Genomic DNA, 12,071 nt, shown 5'->3' with positions numbered 1-12,071 from the left:
CGTGGATATAAGGTTTCGCTCCCGGGTTCGGACCACCTCGCACCCCACCCGTCCGGGTGGACAGATCGTTCTTCCCGGCTACCAGCGACAGGGGGAGTAGAACGTCGGGATAAAATAGGTTTTCGATCTTTATGTGGTGCAGGAAAGATCCTTGCCCGGCCGGTATGGCTTCGGGCTATAACATTTCCCGAAACGCCCGGATGAACAGTCTGTAGGGGGATCAGGATATGCCGACCGTATCCTCCATCGTGAGTTCGTCCAGAAACGGCATCACTCCTTTGACGTACGGTACGAGTTTCCCCTCCCGTGTCCCGAGTTCCCCGTAGGCCACGACCTCGACGACCAGCGGGAGTTCGTCCAGGCGCCGGGTGAAGAGGGGGTCCGACTCGGTGGCGAACCGGAGAAACGCATCCAGCCTGATGAACGGGCGCTCCAGGTCCGGGACGTCGCTGTACTCCTGCAGGTCTTCCCGGAGCGTGGAGTCCCTGGCCAGATCTTCCTCGAAATAGAGGAAGACATGGAAGTTGTGACCCTTCCCCATCGTGTCGAGTTCCCTGATGTCGATCTTTGCTCCCGGGGCGATGCCGAGGCGTTCCAGTTCCGGAGGAAACGTCGTACCCTCCGGTATGCCGGTCGGACTCTCCATACTATGGTGAAGGCAGGGAGAGTAGAAAAATGCACCTCCCGGAGCATCTCGGGGCAAAACCTTATACTCGGGTGACCCAAGATGGGCGTAAGGTGGCCTATGGCAGGGGAGGATCCGCCGGTACCGGAAGACGAGCTGGAAGGCCTCAGCAGGGAGAAGAAACTCCACAGGTACCTTTCGATGCTGGAATCCGGGGATCTCAACGACAGGTGGCGGGCCGCGGATGCGCTCGGGGAGCTTGGCGACAGTCGTGCGGTACAGCCGCTGATCAGGGCGCTGGACGACGAGTACGTCGATGTCCGATGGAAGGCGGCGAAAGCGCTCGGGATTCTCGATGGACGCGAACCTGTCTTCCCGCTGATACGGAGCCTGGAGGACGACAGCCCCTGGGTCCGGGCGGGCGCAGCATGGGCGCTCGGGAACATCGGCGATCCCCGGGCAGTCGAGCCGCTGATCCGGCTACTAGAAGACCAGAAACCCCGGGTCCGGAGGATGGCGGCATGGGCGCTCGGGCGGATAGGCAACCCGCGGGCCAGGGAACCCCTTGTGCGCCTCCTCGGCGATGCCAACCGCGACGTCAGGCTTGCCGGCCGGCAGGCACTCGACGAGATCGGGACCGATCGGGAGATCCCGAGCGTCTGAGTGAGTGCTCGATCCCGATGCGTGGAGGCTTCTTTTCCGGAATCTCTTCGGCCCCTCTGCTCCCTGTGGGGACCTGGTCCGGTGTGACCTCATCCTCCGGCATCTCCGGTGCCGTAGCGGCATGACGGGCGGAGGGGGTTGCGACCGACGGCGTCGTCTTCCACCTCGACGCAGGTGCGGTTCCGTGCAGTCGGCCGGGAGGCATGAATGCAATCTTCAGCGGTCTCCACGCCCGGGGCGGGGAAGGTCGCCTGTCTCTGCTGGTATGACTTTATAATCTAGAAACGACTTCATAGATCTATCTAGATCTTGCGATCGGTTTATATACTAAATTGAGCGCCCGGGAGGACTTCGGATATGGATTTGTTCATGAAGTGTGCCATCGAAGAGGCGGAGATCGGCCTGCAGGAAGGCGGAATACCCATCGGGGCGGTGCTGGTGCGCGATGGCCGCATCATCGGGCGGGGCCGGAACCGCCGCGTCCAGTGTAACGATCCCATGCTTCACGCCGAGATCGACTGCCTGAGGAACGCCGGGAGAATCCATAACTATGCAGAGTGCACGCTCTACTCGACGTTGATGCCCTGCTACCTCTGTGCGGGAGCGGCCGTCCAGTTCGGGATCGGGAAGGTCGTGGCGGGGGAGTCGGTAAACTTTCCGGGAGCACGGGAGTTCCTCGAGTCACATGGGGTCGAGGTGCTCGATCTGGACCTCGATGTCTGCAAAGCGATGATGCATGCGTTCATCGAGGCACACCCCGACCTCTGGTACGAGGACATCGGGGCGTTGTGAAGGTGATCCATGGCTGAAGACAGATTGCTTCGTTACGGCGTCGTTGCCGCCGCCTTCCTCCTCATCGGGGCCTGCATCGCCCTTGCGGTCTCTCCCCTTCCCGCCGGGCCCGGCGGAGAAGCCGACCGGGAGACGATCTTCCAGGTCTCGACGATCGATGCGCTTCTCCAGGGGGTCTATGACGGGGACATGACGTTCGACGAGCTCGCAACGCATGGGAATCTCGGGATCGGGTGCGGCGACCGGCTCGACGGGGAGTTGATCGGCGTCGACGGCGAGTGGTACCTGATCCGGACTGACGGCCGGGCCTACCCGGTTACCGGGAATGCGACGACGCCGTTCGCTGCTGTGACCTTCTTTGACCCGGACATGACGATCGCGATTGACGAGCCGGTGAACCTGACCGGGCTCGGGCGCTACCTGGAGGCGGAGCTCCCTTCAAAGAACCTCTTCTACGCGATCCGGATGGACGGCACCTTCCCGCGAGTGGTGACCCGGAGCGTGCCCATCCAGGAGAAGCCCTACCCGCGGCTCGCCGACGTGACGGCAAACCAGACGGTCTTTACGTTCGAGAACGTTACCGGGACTGCCGTCGGATTCTGGACACCGGTGCTCGCAGAAGGGATCAACGTCCCCGGATACCACCTTCACTTCATCACGAGCGACCGCACCGCCGGTGGCCACCTCCTCGATATGACCGTAACGGAATGCAGCGTGCAGGTCGACACCACGACGAACTTTACCATGGCGCTCCCGGCGAGCGGCGACTTCCGGACGGTCGACCTCTCGGGAGACCTCTCGGACGACCTTGAGATAGTCGAGTAAACCGGGGACGACCCCTCGTTTTTCCTTCGCGGTTCCGTGTTCTCGAAGATCTTCATCTTCACAAACTCCGGATGTTCCATCCGTCGCACCTCGCACCTTCGATGCGAGCCGCGAAGAACGCGAAGCATGAATGGCCGCCACGTGCGGCCGGCCCGGCAAAAAGAGAGTTACCGGACGACGAGCAGCGGCGGCCTGACCGCACCGCCGATCTGCTCGAGGAGGGCGCTGATCCTGGCCTTCCCGCTCCGGCCGAAAGCCCCCATGACGACCAGTCCGTATTCGCCGGAGTTTGCCTCCTTGAGGACCTCGTCTCTGATGCCGCCCTCGACGATCTTTCCTTCGCACAGGATCTTCTCCCCCCGGTAGCGGGAGAGGATGCTGTTCTGGTCGTCCTCGATGCTCTTACGCATGTCCGTCCAGATCCGGCCCTCGTAACCCTTCAACTGCTCGCAGATGCCGCTCTGGGCGCAGAAGTTGAACGCCATCGCTTTGGCCTCCGCGATATCCAGCACCGAGAAGAGGACAATCTCGGCATTCTTCCGCTTTGCCAGTCCAATCGCATGCAGAGCCGCCTTCTGGCTCCACTTCGAACCATCGATAAGCACGAGAATCTTCATGTCATTCACATCGCAAATTTCAGCCAGAGCATTCCGAATCCTACCGCTACCGTCACGAAGAGCACCAGCATCCCCACCTTCAGGAAGTCGACGAAGGTGATGCCGATTCCCTCGCGCTCGGCGATACCAATGACGACGACGTTTGCCGACGCCCCGATGGCGGTGCCGTTGCCGCCGAGACACGCACCGAGTGCGAGCGACCACCAGAGCGGGTAGGCGTCCATCGTCGTCCCCAGGTCGTGGATGAGCGGGATCATCGCCGCGGTCAGGGGGATGTTGTCCACGATCGCCGAGGCGATGGCGGCAAACCAGACGATGATGAACATCGCTTCGCCGGTCGATGCGACGTTCTCGACCATGACCGCGGCGATGCTCGCGATAATGCCGGTCTCGACGAGGGCGCCCACTATGACGAAGAGCCCGCCGAAGAAGAAGAGGGCCGGCCATTCGATCTTCTCAAAGATCTCCTCCGGGGACTGCCTGCTCCAGAAGAGGAGGATTGCCGCCCCGATCAGGGCCACCTCTGCGGGTTCGAGCCCCATCGCCGGGTCGACGAACGGCAGGACGATATGCAGGATCTCCCCGATTCGGTCGTGGATAAAGAAGAGGAGGACCACGAAGGCTATGACGGCCACCGACTTATTGAAGAGGGACCGGTCGACGATCGCCGCCCGCTCGTCGAGACCGTTGAGCATCCGGACCATCTCCTGCCGCTCATCAGGGCTCACCCTCATCGATCGGCCGTAGATGAGATACATCATCAGGAGGAGGATCGCCATATCGACGACCATGATGGGGCCGAGATGGATCAGGAACTCGTTGAACGTCAGTCCCGCCGACGATGCGATCATGATGTTCGGGGGATCGCCGATGAGCGTCGCCGCCCCGCCGACGTTTGAGGCGAAGATCTCCGTGACCAGGAACGGGACGGGGTTGAGCTTCATCACCCTCGCGACGTAGAGGAGCATCGGGGTGAGGAGAAGGACCGTGGTGACGTTATCGAGGAACGCGCTCACCACTGCGGTGACGAGCGCAAAGAGGACGAGGACCCGGATAGGACTCCCTTTCGCGAGTTTTGCCGTCCGGATGGCGATATACTCGAAGAGACCACTGCCGCGGGCGGTGTTGACGATGATCATCATCCCGAGGAGCAAAAAGATCGTTCCGAAGTCGACGTGCTCGAGGAGCGCCTCCCAGGGGACGATCCCGATGAAGACCACGATCGCCGCCCCGAACATGGCGGCCACCGCCCGGTGGATCCGCTCGTCTACGATCAGGGCGTAGGTGAAGAGAAAGACCGCTATCGCGATCAGTGCAACTGTTTCCATTGATGTACCCGTCAGTAGATGAGCGCAGGGGTCTCCACCCGCTGGCAGATCCGCAGGACGATCGGGCTGATCGAGGCGTCGGTCGACTCTCCGTCGGCATAGCGCCGGGAGAGCGCGACCATATCGTGGTTCTTCGCCATCTGTACGACATCGTCGCCCTTATGCCCGACGAACATCCGCGTCTGAGTCGAAAGGCCGTGTTCTTCGAGTTTCGCCGCGGTTCGCTCGAGGAGTTTCCGGCCGTACTCTTCCTTCTTTGCCCGGAACTCCTCTGTTGATGGCCGGTCGAGCGCCCGCTCGAGGATCTCGACCACCCCGGCATCGGTGATGTAGGCGAGCGAGATGGTGGCATCGTAGGCGGAGAGGACGTCGATGGCTTCGTCGGTGATATCGTGGACGAAGAAATCGAGCGGCACCAGTATGGACCGGACCTCGGGGACGAGTATCTCCTCTTCGGTCAGAAGGAACTCACTGTACTCCTTGAGGACCGACTCGTAGCGCCTCCCGACGATATCTTTGAACTTTCGCTGGATCAAGGAAGATGAGTATCCCATGGTAATGCACTCCTAAGTTTCCCGAGACGTTCGTTTAATACTTTTGTCTTGCCGGCCGCACACGCTTCTCTCCCCGAAGCGCCGGAGGATGCTTCCGACGGGAGGTGTCGGCCACCTTCACGGGAGCGACAGCAAGGGGATCCGTGGGGCGGGGGTCCCGGGGTTTGCAGTCATCTCTCTTCCCATGACGCGAGCGTTTCCCTGCAGGCCGGACAGAGCATCTTCCTCTTCCGGTCCAGTTCATCCAGCGTCCGCGGCCTGAACATGACGCATTCGGGGTTGCCGCAGTGGTCGAGCCCGATGAGGTGCCCGAGCTCGTGCGCTCCTTCTTTTGCGGCCCGGTCGATAAGGTCGGTGTCGTCCGGTGTCCTGCCGTAGTAGTCGTTCTCGAGGCGGGCGGTCGAGACGACGGCAACGCCGCATGCCGGTCTCGCGAGACCGAAGACGAAGTCGCACCCGTTGACGTAGAGGTCTTTTGAGGTGACGAGCAGCAGGGGGCCGGGAATATCGTACCTGCGCTTGAGGGTATCCTGCAGGCGGTCCAGAATCTTTTGAGCATCGTGCTGGTCGCGGTTCCGGTCGTAGCCGTCGATGAGGAACGGGTATTCGACGAGCCCGGGGTCCCTCCCGAGGATCATCGCAATCATCCGGACGACCGGGAGCTCGATACCTCCCGGTGCCTGCTGGTCCCAAAGAATATTGATGCCCATTACCTAATCTCTGGGTAATGTGTCGGTATAAACATATTGAACGGAGTATCGGGGAGTACATCGCAGGTCGGTACCGGCGGGCCGTGGAAGTGGGTATCGGCAACAATCCCGAGGCTGCAAGACTGATCGCGGCCCGAGGTGCGCTTAAGATCTGCACCGATATCAGGCCCGGCATCCGGCACGACGGGCTCGCCGTGGTGACAGACGATATATTCGAGCCGGATCTCCGGCTTTATGCGGGTGCGGACCTGATCTACGCCGTACGCCCGGGTGTGGAGATGGTCCCGCCGCTGATCGCGCTTGCCGGCCGGGTCGACAGCGACCTCCTGGTCTACCACCTGGGGTGCGAGATCTACGAAGACGGCGGAGAGATCGTGGACTGCGGCCCCGTTCACCTCCACCGCTACCGCCGCCGCAGTCCTTAAAAGAGCGTCGCCTGGCCCGGGGGAGGATCTCGCCGCGCCTCTCCGGCATCGCCGGGAGGGTCGTCGTCCCCGGGGTTTTTGCCTTTTCGGGTCGCCTTCTCTTTGCCTGATGCCTTCTTCTCCTTCGTCTTCTCCTCTTTTGCCACCTCTTTGACCACCTTCGCGGCCCGGGCCTTGTCGTGGATGAAGAGGTTCAGCTCGTCGGCATCCAGCTGGAACTCGCGGACGTATCCGGCGGGGTCCTGCTCGACGAGGATGCTGATCGCGGTGAAGAAGTCTTCGCGGAGTGCGTCCTGCGGGATATGCGTCATCTCGCTGAGTTTCCGGGCAAGGCCGGCCCGAACCGTCTTCTGCTTCTTCGACGCCCCCATCTTCTGCCAGCGCGACGGCGGCATGATGCGGCCGTGAATGCCGTGCCCGCCGGCGGCGTCGGCGACGCCGAGGAGCATGACCGCGTTCGCGTACCGCCAGAGGGTGTAGTACTGCCGCCGGTAGGTCCGGCCGATGTACTCGTCCGCCCTCGATAAGCAGGCGTAGCCCTTCGCCCGGGAGGCGGGATCGGGCATATTGTCCAGGTTCCCCTCGAGCCACTGTTCGACGGCATCCGGGGTATCCTCGACCTCCACCACCATGCGGAGCAGGTCGGCGTCCTTGCGCCCCTTAAAGACCCCTCCGACGAGTTCGAAGATGGTGGACCGCTCGTCCTTTGTGGAGGTGTGGACGTCACCCGTTGCGAGGCGCTCCTTCCCGATAGCCGCGGCGTAGAGCATGTTCACCGCGGCCCGCATATCCCCGCCGGCGCGTTCGGCGATCATGTCGAGGGCGGCAGGATCGCATGCCACCCCCTCTGCGGCACAGATCTGACGGAGACGGGGAACGATCGAGCGGGCCTGGAGCGCCCGGAACTGCACCGGCTCCGTGACCGCTTTAAGTTCCCTTGAGAGGGAGTAGTAGTCGTTTGCGATCAGGATGATCGGCTGCTGCGATGCCGCGATGATCTCCACGATCGCCTTTGCCCCGCCCCGGTCCGCCTGCCCGTGCAGGTTGTCGGCCTCATCGAGCAGGATGAGTTTGCGGCTCGCACCGGAGAGACTGGCCGTGGTGGAACCCGAGCCCGCCACCCGCTCGAGGGCCGATTTGGTCCGCTGGTCGGAGGCGTTCAGTTCCACCACCTCCCAGTTCATGTCGTTTGCAAGGGCATGAGCGCTTGAGGTCTTGCCGGTACCGGGTTTCCCGTACAGGATCAGCGGCTTCTTCTGCCGCGACCAGTCCCGCGCCCACTCGTACATCTGCCTGACGGCGCCGGAGTTCCCCACAACGTCCTGGAGACGCTGCGGCCTGTACTTTTCCACCCAGTCCATACCGATCTATTCGACGCGGTGCATCAAAAATACAACCCCGGTGCCGGACGCGGAAAGCTTCCGGGATACCCTGCCGGGGCGCCACGCTCGCCTCGACCGGGTGCCTGCCGGAGCCCCCTTCCGGATCGGAGGCGCCCGGGTCTCATCCGCCGCGATCGGTTCCCGGAACAGAGTGCATAATACCGGTGAATCAAATACATTATCTCTGATGAGGCAGAATACCATAAAGAAACGTGGAGTGTTGGTGTTCTTGTGGTGAAGGATTGCTCCACCGATACGGTAGCACAGGCCGTCAGGGAATACGAGGGCGTTACCCGGAAGAAGGTGATCGGGGATATGATCCGGTCTCTCCGGATAGAGAGCCCCGATGTTGTCGCTTCGTTCGGTGAGGATGCCGCTGTCATCCGGCATAACGCAGAGGACGCGCTGCTGCTTGCGGCGGACGGTATCTGGAGCAAGCTGATGGAGGCGGACCCGTTCTGGGCAGGGTACTGTGCCGTGCTTGTGAACGTTCACGACATCGCTGCGATGGGAGGAAGGCCCGTTGCGATGGTCGATATCCTCTCCGTCACGAACGACCTGATCCGCGACGAGGTGACCCGGGGCATGGTCACCGCATCCGCGCAGTTCGGCGTCCCGATCGTGGGCGGTCACCTGCACCCGGATACGCCCTACAGCGTTGTGGATGTGGCGATCCTCGGGACGGCCAGGATGGACCAGCTCATCTTCTCGGATACGGCAGAGGAGGGTGACGCGGTGGTCGCGGCGATAGACCTCGACGGCCGGGTGCACCCGTCGTGCTGCTTCAACTGGGACTCGGTCACGATGAAGTCGGCAGAGGAGGTGCGGGCCCAGATCCGGGTGATGGAGGATCTCGGCAGGGAGCACCTGGTGACGGCCGGCAAGGACATCAGCAACCCGGGCGTCATCGGGACCCTCGGGATGCTCCTTGAGGTGAGCGGGAAGGGTGCGGTGATCGACCTTGAAGCGATACCGCGGCCGGACCTCGCCGCGATCGATCTTCCCTTCGAGCAGTGGGTGCGCATGTATCCCGGCATGGGATTCATCCTGACCGTTAAACCGGAGAACGTGGAGGAGGTCTGTCGCCGGTTTGCCGGTGTCGGCCTCACCGCTGTCCCCATCGGAGAGGTTGACGGGAGCAGGAGACTGACCGTCAGGTACCTGGGTCGGGAGACGCAGGTCTTTGACCTGGACCAGAACGGTATCATGCGGATCTTTTCCGAAGGCGGGGCATGCCGGTAACGGTCGGGCTTGGTGCAGCATCCCCGGATGCGAGGATCCTCGCGACCGCCCGGGCGGTCGGCCGGGAGGTCGACCTGATCCTTTTTTCCCACCCCGGGACCGCCTGTTTGTTTCCTGATGCGGTTACGGTCGTCGAAGCCGAGGAGCCGGAGGTCGCCCTTATCGAGGCTCTCTATGCCGGCAGGATAGATGCCGCCGTCAGGGGGACCCTGCCTGCGTCCTCCACCTTAAAGGCCCTCAAGCAGGCCGCAGGTCTCGACCGCCTGGAGCGGATCGCCCTTCTCGAGACTGCCGACGGGCACCTCTTCCTCCTTGCCCCGGTCGGGGTCGACGAGGGCTGGACGGTCGAGGAGAAGGTTCGGTTCGTCAGAGTCGGCAGGGATATCGCCAGGAGTTTCGGGCTCGCCGAGGGAGTGGCGGTCCTCTCGGGAGGACGGCTCGGGGATCTCGGACGGCACCCGGTCGTCGACCGGACGATGGCGGATGCCGAGCTCGTCGCCCGCCTGACCGGTGCTGAGCACACCGAGATCCTAATCGAGGAGGCAGCGAGGCGGTACGGGATGGTCGTGGCCCCCGACGGGGTTTCCGGGAACCTGATCTTCCGTACGCTCGTGCTCCTTGGAGCCGGGGCCGGGCATGGTGCTCCGGTGGTAAATATCGATAGAATTTTCGTGGATACGTCGCGCGCCTCAGCAGATTATACGAATGCAATAATGCTCGCGAAATCACTGGCGGAGTCTAAAAAACCCTGAATTGAGCCTTCATTGGCCAAATGGGTCAATATGTGGCGTTTTACAATCGGCACAATTCTCTGCCGGGTATCGGTGTGCACTGTCCGGATGTATCCTCAATGGAGAAGAGAAACGCAAATTTCCGAGATAATCCCGAAACGTTTAAATATTAACTCATACACCTCTTTTTAGAGGTGGAAGTAAATTATGGCAGATCTACCTATTGCTGCGGTTGTACGTATCGCAAAGAAGAATGGTGCTGAGAGAGTGGGCAGCGACGCTGCTGCCGCACTGGTTACCAAGGCTGAGGCGTATATCGCCGAGCTGACCAAGGAAGCCAACAGGCTTGCTCAGCACGCGGGACGCAAGACGATCAAGGCAGAAGACGTCGACCTCGCGGTTAAGTCCGCGTAAATCGACCGTCCTCTCTTATTCTTACCGGGGGGCCCTCCGAGCCCCCCTTCTCTGATCTATCCTCCGGCAGTTATGCATCACGGCCGCCGGACGTTTTCACCGGTCTCCCTGTGGACGGCATCGTGACCGTTGTTCCGGGAATTAGGGCATAATGGACCCGAAGTTTTGACCGGCTGAAGGGCCGGGAGCCTGGACCGGTTCATCCCCGGATCTGTCCCGGTAAACCGGACCATGGCGGATATTGGAGACGTCCCGGAAACATCCCGTGTTGCACACATGGTATCCAGGCCGGTGATAAGGTGTCAGACACTTCTATCTTCGATTTCAGCCCGGTTATGCCCCGGTATGGTAGAATCAGGCGTCCGTCGTATAACGCAGGTCTTAGAGGCCGATACGTGGTTGTCGGGGTGAGGTCTCTTCTCTCCCGGAGAAGCCGGGCCCTGCCCCGGTCAAAAAAAGTTGTCTCTCCCGGCTCACAGCGTGCCTTTGGTGCTCGGCACGTCGCCTACCGTGGGGTCGACAGCCACGGCCGCCCGTAGCGCCCGTGCAAACGCCTTGAACGCCGCCTCGCAGATATGGTGGTCGTTCCTGCCCGTGACCATGATGTGGGCGGTGATGCCGGCGTTGGTGCAGAGGCTGTAGAAGAAGTGCTCGATGAGGTCGCCGGGAATACCGCCCGGGCCCGCCGGCGAGAAGGCGGCCTCGAAGACGAGGTAGCCCCGGCCCCCCAGATCAAGCGCCACCCGGGCGAGCGCCTCGTCCATCGGGACGGCGGCGTCGGCGAATCTGGTGATACTTCTCCCGTCGCCGACCGCTTCGGCAAGGGCCATCCCGAGGACGATCCCGATGTCCTCGATGGTGTGATGGGGGTCCACCCCGAGGTCGCCGGTCGCCCGGACGGTGAGGTCTATGTGGCCGTGGCGGGCAAACGACGCGAGCATGTGGTCGAAAAACGGCATCCCGGTCGCGATGGTCCCTGCCCCGGTGCCGTCGAGGTCGAGGGAGAGGCTGATATCGGTCTCCTTCGTGGTCCGGTGAACCTCACTCTGCCGCATGCGCCGCCTCCATGGCCTCCGAAAGCCGCACCTTCCCGGCGTAGAGAGCCGACCCGAGGACCGCCCCGGCCGCTCCCGCCTCCCGGAGCGCTGCGACGTCCCCGGGACTCGAGATCCCGCCCGAGACGACGACCGGGACCCCCGCTCTCGCGAGGAGGTCCGTCACGGGTTCGATAGCGATCCCCTGCTGGAGCCCCTCCACGTCCACGTTCGTGTAGAGGAGCGATCCCGCGCCGAGGTCCTCGAACCGCTCCGCCCAGGAGAGGTAACTCCCGGCAGGGCGCTCCCATCCCTCGATCATCACCTCGCCTCCCCGGGCATCGATCCCCGCCATGACCCGCTCGCCGCCGAACTCTTCGGCAAGCGTCCGGATGACATCCGGCGACCGGACAGCCAGGGTCGAGAGGATCACCCGGTCGACGCCTGCATCAAGCCATCCCGCGGCATCCTCCACGCTCCTGATACCGCCGCCGAGTTCGATGAACGTCTCCGTCTCGCGGGTGAAGGCCCGGATCAGGTCGGCATTCCTCTGCGCCCGGCCGAACGCCCCGTCGAGGTTGACGACGTGCAGGCCGTCCGCTCCCTGATCCAGCCACCGGTGCGCCCAGGCGGCCGGATCGCCGTAGACCGTCGCCGCCTCCGGCCGCCCCTGCACGAGCTGCACGCACCGCCCGTCTAGGATATCAACTGCAGGATAGATCTCCATGC

General features: G+C 62.6%; 15 protein-coding genes. 7 read left to right on the top strand and 8 right to left on the bottom strand.

The window, feature by feature from the left end:
• Nucleotides 1-220: 220 nt before the first annotated feature.
• Nucleotides 221-646, bottom strand: a complete 426-nt coding sequence (locus DIC75_RS11735; RefSeq protein WP_250988224.1) for a hypothetical protein — start codon at nt 644-646, stop codon at nt 221-223.
• 99 nt (nt 647-745) lie between these two features.
• On the opposite strand from DIC75_RS11735, the gene DIC75_RS11730 reads away from it, so the two are divergent.
• From DIC75_RS11730 to budA, 3 genes are all read left to right on the top strand, one after another.
• Complete coding sequence (locus tag DIC75_RS11730) at nt 746-1,288, top strand: HEAT repeat domain-containing protein (protein WP_250988223.1); 543 nt, start codon at nt 746-748, stop codon at nt 1,286-1,288.
• Between the two features lie 357 nt (nt 1,289-1,645).
• Nucleotides 1,646-2,080, top strand: a complete 435-nt coding sequence (locus DIC75_RS11725) for a nucleoside deaminase (RefSeq protein ID WP_250988222.1) — start codon at nt 1,646-1,648, stop codon at nt 2,078-2,080.
• A 9-nt stretch (nt 2,081-2,089) separates the two neighbouring features.
• Nucleotides 2,090-2,905 (top strand): acetolactate decarboxylase, encoded by an 816-nt coding sequence (gene budA, locus DIC75_RS11720; protein WP_250988221.1) that lies wholly within the window; start codon nt 2,090-2,092, stop codon nt 2,903-2,905.
• Between the two features lie 167 nt (nt 2,906-3,072).
• On the opposite strand, the gene DIC75_RS11715 is transcribed toward budA, so the two are convergent.
• The 4 genes from DIC75_RS11715 to DIC75_RS11700 all read right to left on the bottom strand — a co-directional run bounded on the left by DIC75_RS11715 (nt 3,073) and on the right by DIC75_RS11700 (nt 6,114).
• Nucleotides 3,073-3,522 (bottom strand): universal stress protein, encoded by a 450-nt coding sequence (locus tag DIC75_RS11715; protein WP_250988220.1) that lies wholly within the window; start codon nt 3,520-3,522, stop codon nt 3,073-3,075.
• A gap of 5 nt (nt 3,523-3,527) precedes the next feature.
• On the bottom strand, nt 3,528-4,850 hold the full coding sequence (locus DIC75_RS11710) for an ArsB/NhaD family transporter (protein ID WP_250988219.1): 1,323 nt from the start codon (nt 4,848-4,850) through the stop codon (nt 3,528-3,530).
• Nucleotides 4,851-4,861: 11 nt separating this feature from the next.
• Nucleotides 4,862-5,404: a universal stress protein gene (locus tag DIC75_RS11705; RefSeq protein ID WP_250988218.1), complete on the bottom strand. Its 543-nt coding sequence runs from the start codon at nt 5,402-5,404 to the stop codon at nt 4,862-4,864.
• 170 nt (nt 5,405-5,574) lie between these two features.
• Nucleotides 5,575-6,114, bottom strand: coding sequence for an archaemetzincin family Zn-dependent metalloprotease (locus DIC75_RS11700; protein ID WP_250988217.1), 540 nt, complete (start codon nt 6,112-6,114; stop codon nt 5,575-5,577).
• 17 nt (nt 6,115-6,131) lie between these two features.
• On the opposite strand from DIC75_RS11700, the gene DIC75_RS11695 reads away from it, so the two are divergent.
• A complete protein-coding gene (locus DIC75_RS11695; RefSeq protein ID WP_250988216.1) occupies nt 6,132-6,539 on the top strand; it encodes a UPF0146 family protein in 408 nt (135 codons plus the stop codon).
• Here the strand turns inward: DIC75_RS11695 and DIC75_RS11690 are convergent.
• Nucleotides 6,536-7,900, bottom strand: coding sequence for a replication factor C large subunit (locus DIC75_RS11690; protein ID WP_250988215.1), 1,365 nt, complete (start codon nt 7,898-7,900; stop codon nt 6,536-6,538). The two genes, DIC75_RS11695 and DIC75_RS11690, sit on opposite strands and share 4 nt — an antisense overlap.
• A gap of 252 nt (nt 7,901-8,152) precedes the next feature.
• On the opposite strand from DIC75_RS11690, the gene DIC75_RS11685 reads away from it, so the two are divergent.
• The 3 genes from DIC75_RS11685 to DIC75_RS11675 all read left to right on the top strand — a co-directional run bounded on the left by DIC75_RS11685 (nt 8,153) and on the right by DIC75_RS11675 (nt 10,308).
• On the top strand, nt 8,153-9,163 hold the full coding sequence (locus tag DIC75_RS11685; protein ID WP_250988214.1) for a methanogenesis marker 2 protein: 1,011 nt from the start codon (nt 8,153-8,155) through the stop codon (nt 9,161-9,163).
• Complete coding sequence (gene mtxX, locus DIC75_RS11680; RefSeq protein WP_250988213.1) at nt 9,154-9,915, top strand: methanogenesis marker protein Mmp4/MtxX; 762 nt, start codon at nt 9,154-9,156, stop codon at nt 9,913-9,915. The genes DIC75_RS11685 and mtxX overlap by 10 nt, the downstream gene beginning before the upstream one ends.
• A gap of 186 nt (nt 9,916-10,101) precedes the next feature.
• The gene (locus DIC75_RS11675; RefSeq protein ID WP_011843678.1) at nt 10,102-10,308 is read left to right on the top strand and encodes a histone family protein; all 207 of its coding nucleotides are present in this window, start codon (nt 10,102-10,104) and stop codon (nt 10,306-10,308) included.
• A gap of 473 nt (nt 10,309-10,781) precedes the next feature.
• Here DIC75_RS11675 and hisB read toward each other — a convergent pair whose 3' ends face one another.
• Both hisB and hisA read right to left on the bottom strand, forming a co-directional pair.
• Nucleotides 10,782-11,363, bottom strand: a complete 582-nt coding sequence (gene hisB / locus DIC75_RS11670) for an imidazoleglycerol-phosphate dehydratase HisB (protein ID WP_250988212.1) — start codon at nt 11,361-11,363, stop codon at nt 10,782-10,784.
• Nucleotides 11,350-12,069 (bottom strand): 1-(5-phosphoribosyl)-5-[(5-phosphoribosylamino)methylideneamino]imidazole-4-carboxamide isomerase, encoded by a 720-nt coding sequence (hisA, locus tag DIC75_RS11665; protein ID WP_250988211.1) that lies wholly within the window; start codon nt 12,067-12,069, stop codon nt 11,350-11,352. Before hisA ends, hisB begins: the two co-directional genes overlap by 14 nt.
• Nucleotides 12,070-12,071: the final 2 nt, after the last annotated feature.

It is taken from the genome of Methanoculleus oceani (genome assembly GCF_023702065.1).
GTDB classification, from domain to species: Archaea; Halobacteriota; Methanomicrobia; order Methanomicrobiales; family Methanoculleaceae; genus Methanoculleus; species Methanoculleus oceani.
Note: the sequence above shows the minus strand (reverse complement) of the source record. Positions and strands in the feature narration are given on the sequence as shown.

What these genes read in the sequence shown, in the direction of transcription:
- DIC75_RS11735 (WP_250988224.1), bottom strand. Translation starts at nt 646, where the DNA reads ATGGAGAGTCCGACCGGCATACCGGAGGGTACGACGTTTCCTCCGGAA.
- DIC75_RS11730 (WP_250988223.1), top strand. Translation starts at nt 746, where the DNA reads ATGGCAGGGGAGGATCCGCCGGTACCGGAAGACGAGCTGGAAGGCCTC.
- DIC75_RS11725 (WP_250988222.1), top strand. Translation starts at nt 1,646, where the DNA reads ATGGATTTGTTCATGAAGTGTGCCATCGAAGAGGCGGAGATCGGCCTG.
- budA (WP_250988221.1), top strand. Translation starts at nt 2,090, where the DNA reads ATGGCTGAAGACAGATTGCTTCGTTACGGCGTCGTTGCCGCCGCCTTC.
- DIC75_RS11715 (WP_250988220.1), bottom strand. Translation starts at nt 3,522, where the DNA reads ATGAAGATTCTCGTGCTTATCGATGGTTCGAAGTGGAGCCAGAAGGCG.
- DIC75_RS11710 (WP_250988219.1), bottom strand. Translation starts at nt 4,850, where the DNA reads ATGGAAACAGTTGCACTGATCGCGATAGCGGTCTTTCTCTTCACCTAC.
- DIC75_RS11705 (WP_250988218.1), bottom strand. Translation starts at nt 5,404, where the DNA reads ATGGGATACTCATCTTCCTTGATCCAGCGAAAGTTCAAAGATATCGTC.
- DIC75_RS11700 (WP_250988217.1), bottom strand. Translation starts at nt 6,114, where the DNA reads ATGGGCATCAATATTCTTTGGGACCAGCAGGCACCGGGAGGTATCGAG.
- DIC75_RS11695 (WP_250988216.1), top strand. Translation starts at nt 6,132, where the DNA reads ATGTGTCGGTATAAACATATTGAACGGAGTATCGGGGAGTACATCGCA.
- DIC75_RS11690 (WP_250988215.1), bottom strand. Translation starts at nt 7,900, where the DNA reads ATGGACTGGGTGGAAAAGTACAGGCCGCAGCGTCTCCAGGACGTTGTG.
- mtxX (WP_250988213.1), top strand. Translation starts at nt 9,154, where the DNA reads ATGCCGGTAACGGTCGGGCTTGGTGCAGCATCCCCGGATGCGAGGATC.
- DIC75_RS11675 (WP_011843678.1), top strand. Translation starts at nt 10,102, where the DNA reads ATGGCAGATCTACCTATTGCTGCGGTTGTACGTATCGCAAAGAAGAAT.
- hisB (WP_250988212.1), bottom strand. Translation starts at nt 11,363, where the DNA reads ATGCGGCAGAGTGAGGTTCACCGGACCACGAAGGAGACCGATATCAGC.
- hisA (WP_250988211.1), bottom strand. Translation starts at nt 12,069, where the DNA reads ATGGAGATCTATCCTGCAGTTGATATCCTAGACGGGCGGTGCGTGCAG.